Below are 13,734 nucleotides of genomic sequence, written 5' to 3'. Positions count from 1 at the left end.
CCTCGCCGCAAGTCGATCCAACCAGCGTGATTCAAACGGGATCCGGTCGGATCGAACCGCTGCCGATCAGGTGAAATCGCCGAAGTCGAGCTGATCGTCGTCGTCGGAATCGGCCTCGGTGTCGCTCGTGGATGCCGTCCCGTCGTCGTTTGGATCGGTTCCCGTTTCGGCGTCGTCAGCTGCCAGCGGATCGGAGGCCGGTTCCGAATCGTTCGCCCGTTCGGTTTCAGTTTCGTTCGAATCGTCCCGATCCGGGACGCCAGCGAAGGCGCCGCCGGCATGCTCTTCAACCAGATCCTCACGGCGGTCCCGTGCGTCCTCGACGATCGATTCGACCTTGTTCGTCGACTCGCCGGAGCCGGTGACGAAGGCGACCTCGGCTTCGTCGAGATCGTAGGCAGCCGCCATCCGCACGGTCAGATCTCGGGGCGAGCAGTGGTGAGTCATCGCGGCAAGGAACGGCAGTATCTCCCGTCGGGCGGTCGCCATGCTGCATCCTTCGGCTGCGGCGATCCGCTGGACGACGGCGTCGGCCGTCGAATCGGAGGCGGGCCAAAACTGCGGTCTCCCCCACCGCGTCCAGCCGCCCTTGGTCCCCTCACGCGAGGCTGCAACCCCGGCAGCCGCGTTGTCGGTGACGTACCGCCAGTAGGAGTAGTCCTGTGAGGCACGCACGCGTCCGAGCCAGACGTCGGCGTTCGCGAGGAACTCGTATGCCCGCGTCGCCTCCTCGGCGTCGTAGACCGTGAGCATGTTGTCCTCGACCCACTTGGTGAGGTCGTCGGGTGTCTCGTCGACGGCGTAGCCCGACTGGAGCGCCTCGCGTGCGCTTTCCTCCTTGAGGACGGCATCGAGGAACGGGAAGATCCCGATCGTGCGGTCCCGGTCGCTGGTGACGACGTCCTCGAGTTCGATCCGATCGCGGTCGTTGGCGATCGCCTGGAGGTCGTTGACGGCGCCACGTAGGTCGCCGGCGTTCCGTTCGGCGATCCGTTCGAGGGCGTCGGAGTCGAATTCGACGTCCTCCCGGCGGCAGATGTCGCGCAGTACCGGTACGATCGACCGCGCGGAGACGTCGCGGAATTCGATGTCTCGACACGCGTTCCGGAGCCCGCGGGACATCTCGTAGTAGTCGTTGGCGATGAGGACGATCGGCTGTTCGGACTCCTTCACGAGGTCGGTGATCGCGGAGGCCCCGCCGCGGTCGTAGTTCCCGTGGATGTTATCGGCCTCGTCGACGATCACCAACTGGCGGCTGGCGGTGTCGCCGCCCACGGCCCCGCCGCCGGACGCGCTCCCTTCGAGCGTGGCGTTTTTCGCCGCCCGGCCCGCGAAGCGTTCGATCACGTCCGCGGTGCGTTTGTCGGAGGCGTTGAGTTCGACGGTCTCCCAGCCCCGATCGGCGGCGAGCGCGTGGGCGGCGCTGGTCTTGCCGATCCCGGGGCTCCCGTGGACGATCACGGCCTCACGATCGTCGTCCCACGTGTCGGCCCACTCGGCCAGTTTCGAGGCCGCTTTGTCGTTCCCGCGTAGCTCCGAGAGGCTACTCGGGCGGTACTTCTCCGTCCAATCGGCCATTACCGGAGAAAGGGACGAGATGCGGTTAGTGGTTTCGGAGCGTCACTCATCGCCAACCCGTTCGGCCTCCACGACCGTTCCGATCATTCTCCACCCGTCCTCGTCGGGACCGTTTCGACCGAGAAGAACGCGCTCGTAATCCTCGGAGGTGACGAGCCGGGAGTCGGCGTCGGAATCGACGTCGATCCGGCGTCCCTCCCCGCGGAACTCGCGCTGGAAGAATTCAGTGGAGTCGAACCGATACACGCCGGTCTCTCCACCGTCGAGGACGAGACGGACCGGATCCGGCTGGATGTTGTGGATGCGTTTTGCGATCGGGTTGAGGTCAGCCATGGCGGATCTCACGGTGCAAGCGATATAAGCGAGTTCGTCGGGAGTGCTGTCTGAGGGGTTCGCCAGGAATGCTGTCTGAGGAGGTTCGTCGGAAAGCGATCACCCGCTCTCGCGAGCGATCACTCCTGTGCGTCGACGACTGCGACGCCCGCGAGGTTTACGATGTCTTTGACCTCGTCGCCTCGCTGGAGGACGTGGACGGGTGCGTCCATGCCGACGAGCATCGGGCCGATCGCCTCCGCGCCGCCGAGGCGCTGAAGCAGTTTGTAGCCGATGTTGCCCGACTCCAAGTTCGGGAAGATGAGCACGTTTGCCGGCTCATCGAGCTTCGAGAAGTCGTAGGTGTCCTCAAGGATGTCCTCGACGACGGCGGTATCAGCCTGCATCTCGCCGTCGACCGGGAAGTCGACCTCTGGATCCGAATGCAGCATCTCGACCGCCTTGCGGGGCTTGCGCGTCCCCTCGTCGTCGACGCTACCGAAGTTCGAGTAGGAAAGCATCGCCGCGCGGGGTTCGACGTTGAATCGCTGGGCTAGTTCCGCAGTGTGTTTGGTCACCTCGGCGAGCACCTCCTCGTCGGGGGCCTGATTGACCGTCGTGTCCGCACAGAAGACCACCCGATTCTTGAAGGTGAGCAGGTAGACGCCGGCAACGTATTCGGCGTCTTCGGCCGAGCCGACGACCTGAAGCGGCGGACGAAGCGCCGAGGGATAATGGTGGGTAAGTCCGGTAAGCAGCGCGTCCGCGTCGCCGCGTTCGACCATCACGCTACCGAGGTAGTTCGTGTCACGCCGAACGAGTTCGCCGGCCTCGGTCCGAGTGACCCCCTTGCGCTTGCGGAGTTCGTGAAGTCGGTCGGCATAGGGTTCGAGGTTTCGCTCGTTCGGGTCGACGATCTCCGGCTCGAAGGAGAGCCCGAGCCGCTGGGCGATGCGGTGAATCTCGTCGGAGTCTCCGAGCAAGACCGGTTCGGCGATACCCTGTTCTGCGATCTGGTAGGCCGCGCGGATCATCTTCTCGTCGGTCCCCTCCGCGAGGGCAACGCGTTTCGGGTCGCTTTTGGCCTTGTTCAACACGACGCGCATCATTTCGCGGGACTTGCCGAGACGGGCCTCCAGTCGCTCGCGATACTGATCGGTGTCGACGGTAGTACGGGCGGCACCGGAGTCCATCGCCGCCTCAGCAACCGCCGGGGCGAGCTCGAAGAGAACGCGCGGGTCGACCGGTTTCGGGATGACGTACTCGGGGCCGAACTGGAGTGGTTCATCGCCGTAGGCCTTCACGACCGCGTCGGGGACGTCCTGTCGGGCGAGTTCCGCAAGCGCGTGGGCGGCCGCCCGCTTCATCTCCTCGTTTATCTCGGTCGCGCGGACGTCGAGGGCGCCACGGAAGAGGAACGGGAACCCGAGAACGTTGTTGACCTGGTTGGGATAATCAGACCGCCCGGTCGCCATGATGACCGTGTCGTCGCGAGCGTTCTTGGCCTCGTCGTAGGTGATCTCCGGGTTGGGGTTCGCCATCGCAAAGATGATCGGATCATCGGCCATCGACCGGACCATCTCCGGTGAGACGATCCCGCCGACCGAGAGGCCGGCGAAGACGTCCGCCCCCTCCATCGCGTCGGCGAGATCGCCGTCCTCGATGTCACGGGCGAATTCGCGTTTGAACTCGTTGAGTTCGCCGGCCTCCGCGCGCGATTCGGTGAGGATCCCGGAGGAGTCACACATCGTGATGTTCTCCTTGCGCGCGCCGAGGGAAACGTAGAACCGGGCGGTCGCGATCGCCGACGCGCCCGCGCCCGAAAAGACGATGTCGATCTCGGAGAGGTCCTTGTCCGCGATCTCGACCGCATTGAGAAGCGCCGCGCCGGAGATGATCGCGGTGCCGTGCTGGTCGTCGTGGAAGACGGGGATATCCATGCGGTCGCTGAGGCGTTGCTCGATGGCGAAACAGGCCGGTGCCGTAATGTCCTCCAAATTGATGCCGCCGAAGGTCGGCTCCATGGCCGCCACCGTCTCGACGAAGGCGTCGACGTCGGTGAGATCGAGTTCGATGTCGAAGACGTCGATGTCCGCAAAGCGTTTGAACAGTACCCCCTTGCCCTCCATGACGGGCTTGGAGGCGCCCGCGCCGATGTCGCCGAGCCCGAGGACGGCCGACCCGTTCGAAACGACGCCGACGAGGTTCCCCTTCGCCGTGTATTCGAAGATCCGTTCGGGATCCTTCTCGATGTCGAGGCACGGCGCCGCCACGCCCGGCGAATACGCGAGGCTCAGATCGCGTTGGGTGTTCGTCGGCTTCGTCGTCGATATTTCGATCTTTCCGGGAGGCTCCTCTCGGTGGTACTCCCGCGCGTCGTCTTCCAGTCCCATATACACCGCTTCCGGGGACCGAAGTAAAAAGCTAACCATACCGTCGATATTGTACTTCGACGACCGTCGAACCAATCCGGGCGGAACGCGTCGAACGGATCGTTTACACACGGTCCGTCAATCGACGGTGCCCGTCACTCGCTTCCTGCCGCCGAGGTCGATCCCGTGTTTCTTCTCGACGCCGGGAAGTTCCGTTTCGGAAACCGGTGTCTTCCCCACGTTGGAAGAACGGAGGGATGAACGGGATCGGTCCAACTCCGATCGTCGACCCCGAATCACCCGATCGTGGCCACCACGACCCAGATCCCGATGGCGGCGAAAAGCGGGATGGTGAGATTATCGTCGACAGCCCGACCGCGAATCACCGGCGGAAGCCCGTCAGCGACCGCTGCCCCGAACGCACCGACGGCGGCCGCGAGCGTGCCGACGGTCGTGCCGAACGCAGGGATGGTGATCGGAAGCGCAACGACCAGACAGACGAGAAACGTCGCGACCCAGACCCGGGGACGCTTGAATTCGTCGGCCGCATTGGTTCCAAGCGCGCCGCTTACGGGATCGCCAAGCGCGAGCATCCACATCGCCGGGATCGCGATCGGCGGAGCGAACCACAGCCCGACCCACGTCATGCTCACCTGATAGAGCGCGTAGCCCGCGACGCTCTCGCGCTCGTAGGGGCGCGTGAGGGCCCGGTAGATCGCGTGATCGAGACCGACGATCAGCCGAAGCCCCTCGAGGAGCGCCACGACGATCAGGCCGACAACGAGAAGCGCCCGTGTCCACTCCCAGGAGAGCCAGCCGAGCAAGTAGGGCGCGACGTACAGCGCGCCAGCGGCGTGAATGATCCGGCGTTCGAACTCGATGCGCTCGCGCCACTCCGCGGAGAGTCCGCCATCACGGCGGGCGTTGGAATCGTTCATGCGCCGCTTCTTTCAGGCGGTCTCGACGTCGGTCTCGACCGAATCGTGACGTTCGAGGAGATCGTCGAAGGTAGTATCGTCCCCACCCAACAGCGCGTCGATCTCCTCAGCGAGGTCCGTGACGGGGACGCGCGCCTGCCGTGCCTCGTCGCGTTCGCGGACCGTCACCGATTCGGGGCCCTCGCCCTCGATTCCGTCGCGGTCGACGGTGACACAAAACGGCGTCCCGATCTCGTCTTGTCTGCGGTATCGGCGTCCGATCGATCCCGAATCGTCGTAGGAGACGGCACTCCCGCGATCACGCAGATCCGCGGCGACGCGGTCGGCGAGGTCGACGAGTCGCTCGTCGTTGCTCACGAGCGGGAAGACCGCGACGTCGACCGGAGCGACCTCGGGGACGAGATCGAGGTAGGTTCGCTCCTCGCCATCGACTTCGTCCTCCGTGTAGGCGTGAGATAGGAGCGTTTGAACCGTTCGACCGACGCCAAAGGACGGTTCAACGACGTGGGGGGTGATGTGTTCGCCCGTCTCGGTCGTCTCCTCGATCGAGAAGTTCGCGACGTCGACATCGACGGTGACCGTCTCGCCGTCCTCGAGATCGAGAGTCACAGTGTCGTCGTCGAAAGCGTCAGGGTCGCGCTCGGCGAGTCGCTCAAGAGCCTCGCCGACCGCTTTAGCCTGGCCGCCGAATTCGGGACCGAGGATGGACATGTCCGGATCGACGGTCGCGCGCTCGACGGTCCTTGGCTCGTCGTAGCGTTTGAAGACGGTGAAGGTGTCATCGGCGTATTCGCCGTGTTTCGAGAGGTCGTAATCGCCACGGTAGGCGAATCCGGCGATCTCGATCCAGTCGCCGTCGATCTCGCTTTCGGCGTCCCAACAGTCGGCGGCGTAGTGAGCCCGCTCGCCGGGCAGGTGCTGGCGGAAGCGAAACCGGCCCATATCGACGCCGATCCGCTCGTACCACTCCCGGGCGACGCCGAGGTAGTAGCCGACCCAGGCGGATCCGATGATCCCCTCCGCGACCGCCTCGCCGATCGTCACGTCGAGGTAGGTTTCACCGTCCGTCTCCTGTTCGGTTGCGGGGTAAAGCCGAACCTCGACGTCGGAGACGCGCTCCAGAGGCGGAGCGTCGTCCTCCGGGTCGATGAACTGTTCCAGTTCGGCCTGGGTGAACTCTCGAAGCCGAAGGAGGCCGCCACGCGGCGATATCTCGTTGCGGTAGGCGGGACCGATCTGAGTGACGCCAAAGGGAAGCTGACCGCGAGCGTACTCTTTGAGCCGCGGGAACTCGACGAAGATCCCCTGGGCGGTCTCGGGTCGGAGGTATCCCGGCTTCGAGTCACCGGGGCCGATGTTCGTCGCGAACATGAGGTTGAAATCCTCGACGTCCTGGCCGGCAAGCGGGGTCCCGCAGGCGGGACAGGCGATGTCGTGTTCGTGAATGAGCGACTCGATCTCCGATCCGGACAGCGTCTCCGCGTCCTCGATCGGGGTCGCGTCCTCGACGAGGTGGTCGGCGCGGTGGGAGGCCCCACATTCGCCACACTCGACGAGCATATCGTCGAATCCCTCCAGATGACCGGAGGCCTCGAAGACGGCCTCGGGCATCACCGTCGGGGCTTCGATCTCGTGGTTGTCCTCCTTGAGCGTGAACCGGTCGCGCCAGGCATCCTCGAGGTTCCGCTTGAGGGCGGCACCGCGGGGGCCGAAGGTGTAAAACCCGGCGGTGCCGCCGTAGGCTCCGTTCGAGCCGAAGAAGAACCCGCGGCGTTTCGCGAGCTCGATCAGATCGCTGCCGGCCATCGATCAGACGCCCTCCAGCAGATCGATATCGCGGACGATCCCCAGGAGTTCACCGCCGACGACGAGGGGAATCTGCTCGACGTCGTGGGAGATCATCTCCCGAGCGGTCTCCGCCGCCGTACGGCGGCTTGAGACCGTCACGACGTCGTCAGTCATGAATTCGCTCGTGGGACCGAGCGGGAGTTCGACGTTGCGCGTCGGGAGGTATCGGTTTCCGACCGCTTTGATCCCCTCCCAGGCCCACTCGTCGTCCTGGTTGGCGAAGCTGTCGCCGGTACCCTCCTCGCCTTCGACGACTCGGGCAACCTCGAGGATGTCGACCTCGGTGAGGATTCCCGCCATCATCGCGTCGTCGTCGAGGACGACCGCGTACGGAACCGCTGAAAGGCCGATCTCGCGTTCGGCGACCGGCAACGGCGTGTCCACGTGGGTCGCATTGACCGCGCGAGTCGCGAGATCCCCGACGGGCGAATCGCCGTCGACCTCGTCGCGGGCGATCGCCCGGATCACGTCGGTGACGGTGAGGATCCCCTCGAGGGCGTCGCCGTTAACGACTGGCACTCGACGAGCGGACTCCGCGACCATCAGGTCGGCGGCCGTACGGATGTCCGCAGTGGCGCCGATCGTGGGGACCGCACGCATCAACATGGCGAGTTGGTCCTCGTCGGGCTGTTCGATCAGATCGTCACGGGAGACGAGTCCGCGGTAGATCTCGCCCGCGTCGGTCTCTTTGACCACCGGAACCGAGGAAAATCCGTGTTCCTGGATGTATTCGAGGGCGTCATCGCGCGTGCCGGGAATCTCAACCACCACAAGCTCCGAGCGTGGCGTCATCGCGTCGGCTACGTTCATGAACCGTCTTTCGCCGTCACACCTCTTGTATACTGCGAAGGTGTCCTGTCAAGCAAGGGACCCTCAATGATCGTGTTCGCGCATCCGGGACCGATCGGAATTCGAAGATCCGAGATAGTGGCATTTTTGGTAAATAGTACAATATATACAAACATATAGTGAGTATATATTCCCATACGTCCATCACGATCGTGTATATTTCGGGTGTTCGAAGATCCGTTCCGGTGGGTTTATATGCGAGTGACAAGTGATGACAAGTATGTCACGGACTTCCACCCCCTGGGACGAGCCAGACACCGACTCACGCGATCCGGTGCTGCCGCAGGCCCGAGACGCGCTCGAGCCGATGTCCTCGCCGGACGTGATGGCGTCGGTGGATGCAACGCAGTCCCGTTCCGAGTTCGTCATCGCGGACGTCTCCCGCGAGGACGCGTGGATGTCGATCGAGGAGGCCGACGCCGCCGTCCTCGAGGAATGGCGATAAGCAGGCGAACAGGCCCTCCATCCGGTTATCCTCCATCCGGCCGATCCATCGAATCGGCCGATCGACGGTGCCGATCCCCGTCGGGCTGAGCCGCGCGAACGAGATCGGCGATCGTCCGGCAGACGGGAACGTCGAACCCGTGAGCGGCCGCGCGGTCCTCCACCACGCCGTAGATCGCCTCTACCTCGGTACGGCAACCGTTCGCGAGGTCCCGACGCATCGAGGACTGGTTTCGTGCGGTGGCCTCGGCGACCCGTTCGAGGGCGACGAGTGCGTCGGCGTTCGAGAGGTCGATCCCCTCCGATCGGGCCACGCGTGCGACCTCTCGGGCCGCCTCGCATCCGACGTCGCTGGCTGGGCCCGCCGCGATCGCGGCGTTATCGACGTCCGCGAGAGCGGTCGGCCCGTTTATCCCGGCGTTAACGGCGAGTTTCTCCCACCGACGGCGGGGCATGTCCGTCGCGAGGACGGCCGTCATCCCCGCCGCCCGGAACGCCTCCACGATCCGCTCCGCGTCCGGGATGAATCCTCCCGAAAGCGATCCGATCGTCACCTCGCCAAGTCCGGTGCACTCGACCGTTCCCGGTTCGCGCAAGCGGGCTCCATAAGTCGTGGTTCCAGCGAGGACGGTCGCAGAGAGCGCGGCGACGAGCCGTTCCTCGGTGAGTCCGTTCTGTAGCGAGAGGACGGTTTCGTACTCGCCCGTCGCAAGTGCCCGCGCGGCCGAATCGGTGTCGTACGCCTTGGTCGTAAGGATGGCAACGTCGGCGCGTTCACCCGTTCCGTCGGTGACCGCCCGGGGCTGCGTGTGTGCCTCGATCGCACCCTCGATCGAGAGTCCGTCCTCGCGAACGCGTCGCATGTGCGGGTCGCGGCCCACGAGCGTGACCTCGTGGGTGCGCGCAAGGAGGCCACCGACGAGGCTCCCCAGGCTTCCGGCGCCGTAGACGAGGACGTGCATGCATGCCCTTCGGGCGGCAGTGGAAAAATCGTTGGTGGTCGATCGCGCCGGCTGGAGGTCAAATGATCCCGATCAGTCCTCGGTCCTCCCGATCAGTCCTCGGCCCAGTAGTACAGGTCCTCCCGGGGTGCTCTGCAACTTGGACACTCCACCGGGAGGTCGTCCGCGATCTCACTCATCTCGCCACAGTCCCAAAGCGCCACATGCCTACCGCTCGACCCGCGCCTGAAGACGTGGGTATGCGCTCTCACGATGCGTCACCGGTCACATGAAGTCGGCGATCCCGGACTGCTTGTTGGTATCGTCCTCGAAGACGGACTCAAGTGATCGCTGGAGGACCTGGAGTCGCTGTTTAGTGTAGGGGCGACAGTCGAACCGATCCGCGACCTCGATGGCGGTATCCATGTACTTGTTCACCGATCCCTCATGGACCGTGAGGTTCACCCGACCGCCGCACTCGCGACACTCCTCGGTGAGGGGCATACGACGGTACTTCTCGCCACAGTCGAGACACCGCGTCTCCTGTCTGGAGAACGCCCGGAGATTGCCGATCAGGTCCGGGAGGAAGTGGTACTCGATGACGCGTTCGGCGACGTCGGTCTCGTCGACGGCCCGGATCTTGCGTGACAGTTCCAGTTGGGCGTCCATCTTGTCCATCATCGACCCGAGGGTCTTGTACGCGGAGAGGTCGGGACCAAGCGCGAGATCTGAGGTGTCGTGGGTGTGATCGAATCCGTGGTACTGGTCGGGAGTTCCCAGGGTATCCTCGCCGATCCGGATCGCGTCCTCGAAATCCTCGGGGTCGGCCATCTCCAAGGTCGCCTCGTAGAACTCGCGGGGATACTGCCGAACGATGTCCATATTGTGCGCCTCGTCGTCGATCTCGGAGGGATCGATACGCGAGGACATCACCAGGGGTGCGTCCATTCTGCCGCCTCGTTTGTCGGGGAGGAATGACTTCGAGAAGTTGAGAAGCCCATCCATCAGGAGCATCACACAATCCTCGTCGCCATCGCACTGACCAGTATAGATGCCATTAGCCACTAACGAGTGGGTTTCTTCTACCGAAAGGCAATAGACGTGATCCAAACTAGATATAGAGTAGTCAACTGACGATATTTTTATATATTCGACAGGATCGCGGTGTCTGAAGGGAATCTCACCCGCACCGCCATCCGCGCGAGCGAGCGCTCGATCGACGCCGTGAGCGGACGATCCAGGCGCTGCCGGAATCTCGTCGCCGGAAGTCAACTCGGCGGCAGGAACGCGTTCGATCACGACGCCACGCTCGTCTCCCGGTTCCCGATCGCCATCGGGGATCGATCGCCGCAACATCGTGTGATCGGGGGTGACGCGAAGCGATCGTCCATCGACGGTCTCGACACGAACGAGATGGTCGGGGGCGGGATGTTTCGACACCGTCTCGATCGACTGCATCGTTCGGGAGCCGTCGTCGGCTATCGAGGGAACGCGGACCGTTCCGTCGAGGTCCTGAACGAGCGTGCCGAAGTCGTCCTCGTCCGCGGTGGCGGGATCGAGGCGATCCTCAACGAACGTCTCGATCGGCTCCTCCCGCTGCCCCGTCTCGTCGTGATATCGGATCGTCGTCTCCGGGTGGAAGCAGTTGCGCCGCTTGGCCGCGTGGAAATACGGATGCGCATACCCGACCGCCGCGGAGGTGAAGCCCACGACGCGGCCGACGGTCGCGGCGCTCGTGTGTGGGGCCATCCCGAAGACGAGTTCGCCGATGAGGTCCTCGCGGTCGTTGAGTTCGTAAAACCGCGGCAGGTCGTAGAACTGCTCGAGGAGGTCGTCGACGAACGCGGCCGTCTTCAACATATGCGTTGCGGCACCCTCCGAAAGCACGACGTCCTGGACGTTCAACTCGACCAACTGGTCGTCATGGCGTAGCGGCTCGCCGTCGATGTCCTCCTCGTAACCGAGCTCACGGAAGTGGTCGGCAGTGACTTGCAGCTCCCCCGGCCGGACCGCAGTGACCGGCAGGTCGGTCATGTCGTATCGGACCGTCCCGTCCTTGAACGACGTCACGCCGTTTTTTGCGCGCAGGACGCCCTTTTCGATCGGTTCTGGAGTCTTGTTCGTCGACGTGAGTCCCTTAACCCCTTTCAGAATCTCGAAGGCGGTCTCGCGTTCACCCACCGACTCGAGTGCCGAACGGTAGCTGTCGTTGAGGTCGATCTCCCGACGAGAGACGGCCGTCACCTCGCGGTCACACCGAGGACACTCGACGCGACCGGCCTCGTCGGGTTCACACTCGGTTCCGCAGTTGCGACATTCGTAGTACGGCTTGGTATGCGTCTCACAGTGGGGACACCGGTTGTGGAAGGTGTGGTCCCCGCAGTCGGGACATTCGCGATCGGCGACGTCCAACTCGAGGACGCCGCGACGTCCCGTGTCGTCCATGAGGCGGGCGGCATCCGTGACGTTTCGCTGTGACCCGCCGGCCTCGCCGATCGGAAACAGCGTGTGCACGGCCGGCGAGAGATCGCGGCTTTCCGATTTCTCCGGACGACCCATCCGGTTACCGATCCGCGTGGGCGCGCGCTCGCGTACCTCGAAGGGCGCGACCTCGTTGACCGCCGTCACCGCGTTCTCCCCGTCGTCCCACGTCCGGGCCTCACGCGAGAGGGACTCCCACGTCCGGCGAAGCCCGTCGTCGACGCCGAGCGACCGGGCGAGGGGTCGCCACTCCGGGATCCGCAGCGAGTCGGGTGTCCGCGAGTGCTCGACGAGCAATGATTCGAGCGTTCCGGTCATCGTCTCGGTGCGTTCGATCACCAGCACGCCCTCGACGACCTCGCCGTCAGAGACGGCCCTCGCAAGCGTCTCGAAACAGTCGACGGACACGTCGTGCCAGAGGTACGTGTAGTCGGGATGCAGCGGGCAGTCGTACTCGGTGGCCCACGAGAGCGCCTCCGCAACGGTGGGATGTTCGAGGTCGACGTGGGGATCGTCCGCGAGAGCCTGCACGTTCGCGCCGGCAGCCTCGAAATCCTGTATCCACCACTCGAAGACGTAGGAGGCGGGCGCAAGGGGGTGGTTGTTCTCGATGAACTCCCCGTAGTTGACGAGGTACTCGCCCAGATCAAGGACTTTCTCGACACCGTTTCTGACCGCAAGCGCCTCCTCGGGGTCGTCGATCCGACGAACGTCGCCGTTGGCGAGCCGAACGGTCGGTCCCTCGATCGAGTCCACGGGGACGACGCCGGCGGCCTTGCCGGGGCGTTCGGTCTTGATCTGTGTGCCGGTCGCCAGGAAGTCGTCCACGAGGTGCATCGTCGCGGGGTGGACGCCAGCGGTCGCGAATCCGTGATTTCGTGCGCGTCCGTATCGAAGCCTGAACCCACCGGATTCGGAGGGGTGTGAAAACACCGGACGGCCGGCGATCAGATCACGCAGGTACTTCGTGGCCGGATCCACACGGGCCGGGCCGTCTGGCTCCGTCGATGGATCCTCGGCATCGGGCGGTACCGCCTCGGGATCGGTCCCGCTCTCGCCCGCGGCATCCTCGGTGTCGGCATCGGATCCGTCGGCGTCGCCCTCCGAATCGCCCTTGATCGTGCCGTCGATCAGATCCTGAAGCCAGGGCCAGTCAACGGCTTCAAGCTCGCGGGTGTACCGCTGGATCTTCGGCGCCTTCAGGGCGATCCCCTCGGCCATGACGAGACACATCCCGCCACGCGAGGAGTTAGTGTCGACGCGTTCCAGATCGCGAAACCCGGAGACCTCCTCGTCGCCAGTGGCCTCGCCGTCGAGCATGATCGGCATGTGCTCGGCAATGAACTTCGTCTCCGCGTCCTTTGGCGAATATTGGAGACCGGTCTCTTTGTCATAAAGGGCGACCTCCTCGGCGTAGCGTTCGATCTCGTCCGTACGCGGGCGAAATTCGTCGATGCCGAGCAGGGATCGGGCGTAGTCGGCCACGAGCACCGACAGTGCCTGGGCGGTCCCGCCGGCAGAGCGGATCGGACCGGCATAATAGACGTTGACGAACTCGGTGCCGTCGTCGTTCTCCAGCAGTTCGACCCGGTCGATCCCCTCTATCGGGGCTGCGACGACGCCCTCCGTGAGGAGCGCGACCGCGGTCCGAACGGCGCCCTCGACTTTGCCGGCGCGGGAGTCGTAGTCCCCGACGGTCCCCTCGACGAAGTCGGTGACGAGTTCGAGGGCCGCTTCCTCGCGGGACATCTTCCCGTCGAGATCGCGGACTCGTTCGGCGACCCCATCGATCCCGAGAATGTTCTCGACGCGGTCGGCCATGTCGCGGGCGACCGGGATCTCGATTTCGGGTTTCGGGTCCTGCCCCTGGCGCCTCGCGGCCTCGGCGACGTCGAACGCCTCCTCCAGTCGCTCCTCGATCCGCGCGAAATACCGCTCGTCCGATGGACGCATCTCGGTCATCAGAATCGC

The 13,734-nt window shown here is 64.5% G+C and carries 9 protein-coding genes; 1 reads left to right on the top strand and 8 read right to left on the bottom strand.

Annotated features, from left to right (window positions below; translation table 11 throughout):
- Positions 1-66: 66 nt before the first annotated feature.
- The 6 genes from ACERIT_RS04435 to ACERIT_RS04410 form a co-directional block, all read right to left on the bottom strand.
- A complete protein-coding gene (locus ACERIT_RS04435; RefSeq protein ID WP_373673623.1) occupies positions 67-1,578 on the bottom strand; it encodes a replication factor C large subunit in 1,512 nt (503 codons plus the stop codon).
- 42 nt (positions 1,579-1,620) lie between these two features.
- Positions 1,621-1,911, bottom strand: a complete 291-nt coding sequence (locus tag ACERIT_RS04430; RefSeq protein WP_373673622.1) for a transcriptional regulator — start codon at positions 1,909-1,911, stop codon at positions 1,621-1,623.
- Positions 1,912-2,030: 119 nt separating this feature from the next.
- A complete protein-coding gene (locus tag ACERIT_RS04425; protein ID WP_373673621.1) occupies positions 2,031-4,283 on the bottom strand; it encodes an NADP-dependent malic enzyme in 2,253 nt (750 codons plus the stop codon).
- A gap of 275 nt (positions 4,284-4,558) precedes the next feature.
- Positions 4,559-5,200 (bottom strand): dolichol kinase, encoded by a 642-nt coding sequence (locus tag ACERIT_RS04420; protein ID WP_373673620.1) that lies wholly within the window; start codon positions 5,198-5,200, stop codon positions 4,559-4,561.
- Positions 5,201-5,212: 12 nt separating this feature from the next.
- Complete coding sequence (glyS, locus tag ACERIT_RS04415) at positions 5,213-7,006, bottom strand: glycine--tRNA ligase (RefSeq protein ID WP_373673619.1); 1,794 nt, start codon at positions 7,004-7,006, stop codon at positions 5,213-5,215.
- 3 nt (positions 7,007-7,009) lie between these two features.
- The gene (locus tag ACERIT_RS04410) at positions 7,010-7,858 is read right to left on the bottom strand and encodes a CBS domain-containing protein (protein ID WP_373673618.1); all 849 of its coding nucleotides are present in this window, start codon (positions 7,856-7,858) and stop codon (positions 7,010-7,012) included.
- A 259-nt stretch (positions 7,859-8,117) separates the two neighbouring features.
- On the opposite strand from ACERIT_RS04410, the gene ACERIT_RS04405 reads away from it, so the two are divergent.
- Positions 8,118-8,342: a hypothetical protein gene (locus tag ACERIT_RS04405; RefSeq protein ID WP_373673617.1), complete on the top strand. Its 225-nt coding sequence runs from the start codon at positions 8,118-8,120 to the stop codon at positions 8,340-8,342.
- 25 nt (positions 8,343-8,367) lie between these two features.
- Here ACERIT_RS04405 and ACERIT_RS04400 read toward each other — a convergent pair whose 3' ends face one another.
- Positions 8,368-9,303 (bottom strand): ketopantoate reductase family protein, encoded by a 936-nt coding sequence (locus tag ACERIT_RS04400; protein ID WP_373673616.1) that lies wholly within the window; start codon positions 9,301-9,303, stop codon positions 8,368-8,370.
- A gap of 264 nt (positions 9,304-9,567) precedes the next feature.
- Positions 9,568-13,716, bottom strand: a complete 4,149-nt coding sequence (locus ACERIT_RS04395; protein WP_373673748.1) for a DNA-directed DNA polymerase II large subunit — start codon at positions 13,714-13,716, stop codon at positions 9,568-9,570.
- Positions 13,717-13,734: the final 18 nt, after the last annotated feature.

It is taken from the genome of Halopenitus sp. H-Gu1, assembly GCF_041821145.1.
Taxonomy (GTDB): domain Archaea; phylum Halobacteriota; class Halobacteria; order Halobacteriales; family Haloferacaceae; genus Halopenitus.
The sequence above is the reverse complement of the archived record's forward strand: the minus strand, read 5'-3'. Positions and strand labels throughout refer to the sequence as shown.

Bases quoted from the DNA above. Each gene is read 5' to 3' on its own strand.
- ACERIT_RS04435 (WP_373673623.1), bottom strand. From the start codon at position 1,578: ATGGCCGATTGGACGGAGAAGTACCGCCCGAGTAGCCTCTCGGAGCTA.
- ACERIT_RS04430 (WP_373673622.1), bottom strand. From the start codon at position 1,911: ATGGCTGACCTCAACCCGATCGCAAAACGCATCCACAACATCCAGCCG.
- ACERIT_RS04425 (WP_373673621.1), bottom strand. From the start codon at position 4,283: ATGGGACTGGAAGACGACGCGCGGGAGTACCACCGAGAGGAGCCTCCC.
- ACERIT_RS04420 (WP_373673620.1), bottom strand. From the start codon at position 5,200: ATGAACGATTCCAACGCCCGCCGTGATGGCGGACTCTCCGCGGAGTGG.
- glyS (WP_373673619.1), bottom strand. From the start codon at position 7,006: ATGGCCGGCAGCGATCTGATCGAGCTCGCGAAACGCCGCGGGTTCTTC.
- ACERIT_RS04410 (WP_373673618.1), bottom strand. From the start codon at position 7,858: ATGAACGTAGCCGACGCGATGACGCCACGCTCGGAGCTTGTGGTGGTT.
- ACERIT_RS04405 (WP_373673617.1), top strand. From the start codon at position 8,118: ATGTCACGGACTTCCACCCCCTGGGACGAGCCAGACACCGACTCACGC.
- ACERIT_RS04400 (WP_373673616.1), bottom strand. From the start codon at position 9,303: ATGCACGTCCTCGTCTACGGCGCCGGAAGCCTGGGGAGCCTCGTCGGT.
- ACERIT_RS04395 (WP_373673748.1), bottom strand. From the start codon at position 13,716: ATGCGTCCATCGGACGAGCGGTATTTCGCGCGGATCGAGGAGCGACTG.